The following is a 2,984-nucleotide window of genomic DNA, read 5'->3' on the forward strand; positions in this document are numbered from 1 at the left end:
CAGATCCCCAATTGAGTTAACGCGACTAACATCAATCATCACTCACCCCCAGCCATTGCGATTGATTTAAATCGAATGTGACTGACTCGCCATCAGCCAAGGATAGATATTCCTCTATCGCCTGACGCGCCTCATCAAATCCGTAGCACAACGCGCAAAAGTAGCCGTTCTGAGTAAGACGGTTAAGCCGCGCCACTTGGTTAGCGCTCGCTTTGTTCTTGCCGTACTTCAATTCAATGCGAATGCCATGATAAACGCCGCGCACTACATCGCCTGTTACATCTGGATAGCCGGACTTCACGCCCTCGTCATACAAATCGTTAGCCGTCTTATTGCTGCGCAGGCCGCCCATGGGGTTAGCGGTAAAGTCGTCGTATACTTCTGGATGGCAGCGATAGAGCCAATCAAAGAGCATCACTTGCTCCCAATGCTCATGATTAGCGCTTAGCTTACGGCCTCGATACTCGCCACCTTCACGCAGTACAGGATTAGCGGCCAGCCTTGCTAATGCGACAGCGTGCGGGTTTGAGTCTTTAGTTTTAGCTTTAGCCTTGGACTTGCTTAATAGCGCATTATCGCCACCAAGTACCGCCACGCTATATGGCCGCCCTGAGCCTGAGCGACCGCCGTTCTTACTCCACACTGCCTGTTTCGCCAAGTAGCCCTGCAAAAACTTTTCATCAAAGGCCATGACAACCTCCTTTGCTGACTGTTAAGCACAAACAAGGCGATTCCATGCTAGCCAAGTACGCCTTGGCCGCCTCGTCGCTAAAGTGATTGCAAAGTTTGTCACGGCCACAACCATCAAGCCTAGCGGCCGCCATATCTAACGCCTTGCCAGCCTCTTTAAGCGCCCGATCCTTTTTCTTTAATAGCAGCAACAGCCGCTTAATATCCTCGTTATTATTCGTCATTGCGCTAGTCCCTAATGAGTCAGTATCTTTTCCCAGCTACAATGCTCACAATAATCCGAGACTGGCTGCGAGCCGCCATTGTCGGCAAATTTAGCGTATTCAGGATGGCTTTCAGGGATATGCACGGCCTCAAAGCACATATCGCACATATACAATTGCGCCTTGGCCTTTTTCCCCTTGAGAAAAAACCGCGTTTCAAACTGTACTTGGCTAAGCGGCTCACCATTAGCGCCATAGCGGTTGTTACGAATGCAGTCATCAAACGACCCGTGACCGAGCGAATGCCCGTTAGCCTTAGCAAGCGCGATCAGGTTAACGACGTGGTTAACACCTTCGCTATCATCCGGCGCTATGGCCAATTCGTCGATTAAATAGGTCTTAGCCCACTTCTCCGTGAATGAGCCACCTACAATTAGCTCGCCCTTGGTCACATCAAACAGCACAAAGCGGCCTTTGAAGTGAAGTAAGGCAAAATTGCGGCTTGGTAAATCATCTACTTCTATAAACATGGTTGGTTCCCTTTTTTTTGTAACACTCTACGGCCTAGGTATCAGCCGCATCACTGCTTACTCGATTACTTGTTCCTCATAGACAGGATAAGCCCCGAATATCGGATAAAAATAGGTATGTAAGTCGGTCACAACTCCGCTTACTAATTCAAGATCAGCCGCTAACACTAAATTTCTAGCATCCTCGATTGTTCCATCGCAATCGTCGGCTATATCGTCCGAGTTTAAATGCCATTTCATCCCCGTTATTTTTTCAACGCCATGGAACATCGCGGTAAAGGCATTAGAGAATGACAGCTCAATACTGGCTACGTTTAAACGGTCATTTTTAACTGAATTTGCAACGCTGGCGTGCGACGCCTCGAATCCGGCAAACCGCACCTTTTCACACTCATTGCTAGTAGTGACGCTATGCCCAGCACTAAACACAGGCGTTACGCGACCATCATTAACCATGGCTTGATTTGCTAAACTAATGCGATCACACACCTCTTGCGGGTAGCCAGTCACCACGCCATTAAAACCGACAAAATCCAACACCTCAAACGGCATGATCGGCAACGAACCCAACGCACGACGTAACAAGTAAGTCATATCATCTACATCAGCGCTATTGCTCGTGAACACAGCCATAAGCTGTTTGGACGGCAACACCATCATGCTCAATTCCCGATAACGAATAGGCGCGTTAACGGCCATGGCCTCGATAATATTCATTTCCAATTCGTGCTTTTCTTTACCACGCACAAAACGTACTTCCCGCTTTTGGATCTCATCTATTTCGCTCTTTAACTTGCGGCGCACACAATCCGACGGGATAACCCTTGCTTCCATACCAACTTTAAGACAAAAGCCACCAGCATCAGGATTAGCAGCAAAACCGCCAACGGTATGCACCAGCGGGGCATCACCACCAGCCATAACAGGCACGAACCCCATCGCCTTAATACCGCCTAAGCTCGATTCAAGCCCTTTCAAACGGCATTGCTCAACGGCTTGCGATACAGATTCATAGGTCACATTGAATCCGTCACGGATAAAATAGAGCATCATCGCCTTGGGAAAATTACTGTTTTTTGCCATTACTACCTGCCTTTTCGTTTGCGGCTTGCTGAGGTTCGATTGGTTAACACGCTTAATCCGGTTGAGGTCTTTTCGCGCGATAGCGCAATTAGGCGCTTGTTCGTCAAAATTCGGTTTTCGTCGTAGTTGGTACAGCGTGCGATCTCCGATGTAATAGCACGACAACGCCCTATTGCCTCGTTGCACGCTTTGGCGTTGTACTTCATCAGCTCCGTGACAATTTGCGAGCACTCAGGCTTGCTTGGGCAAATGATTTGATGGCCGCGCTGACTTAATCCGGCAATTTTCGGCAAGATAAGATCCCGTTCCCCGCTCTCATTTGAATCCTGCCCCACCGCTACAATGCAGCACACGCCTAAGTGCGTCGTCCACAGTCCCAATGGGTACTCAGTATCAATTGAGGCGTTTTCAGCATCGCCAAGCTTAAGGACTTTCTCTGGACTGAATGAATACAACGACAGGAAGCCGCCTTTAAGCT

At 48.8% G+C, this 2,984-nt stretch carries 5 protein-coding genes; all 5 read right to left on the reverse strand.

The window, feature by feature from the left end; all coding sequences use genetic code 11:
- Positions 1–31 precede the first annotated feature (31 nt).
- Complete coding sequence (locus ACRCZA_RS07150) at positions 32–691, reverse strand: hypothetical protein (protein ID WP_438673764.1); 660 nt, start codon at positions 689–691, stop codon at positions 32–34.
- Positions 681–914 (reverse strand): hypothetical protein, encoded by a 234-nt coding sequence (locus ACRCZA_RS07155; RefSeq protein WP_438673765.1) that lies wholly within the window; start codon positions 912–914, stop codon positions 681–683. The genes ACRCZA_RS07150 and ACRCZA_RS07155 overlap by 11 nt, the downstream gene beginning before the upstream one ends.
- Before the next feature lie 11 nt (positions 915–925).
- The gene (locus ACRCZA_RS07160; protein ID WP_438673766.1) at positions 926–1,423 is read right to left on the reverse strand and encodes a hypothetical protein; all 498 of its coding nucleotides are present in this window, start codon (positions 1,421–1,423) and stop codon (positions 926–928) included.
- Between the two features lie 57 nt (positions 1,424–1,480).
- Complete coding sequence (rdgC, locus tag ACRCZA_RS07165; protein ID WP_438673767.1) at positions 1,481–2,506, reverse strand: recombination-associated protein RdgC; 1,026 nt, start codon at positions 2,504–2,506, stop codon at positions 1,481–1,483.
- A 2-nt stretch (positions 2,507–2,508) separates the two neighbouring features.
- A partial coding sequence (locus tag ACRCZA_RS07170) for a hypothetical protein (protein ID WP_438673768.1) occupies positions 2,509–2,984 on the reverse strand: 476 nt, incomplete at its 5' end.

The organism is Shewanella sp. (assembly GCF_051658185.1).
GTDB lineage: Bacteria > Pseudomonadota > Gammaproteobacteria > Enterobacterales > Shewanellaceae > Shewanella.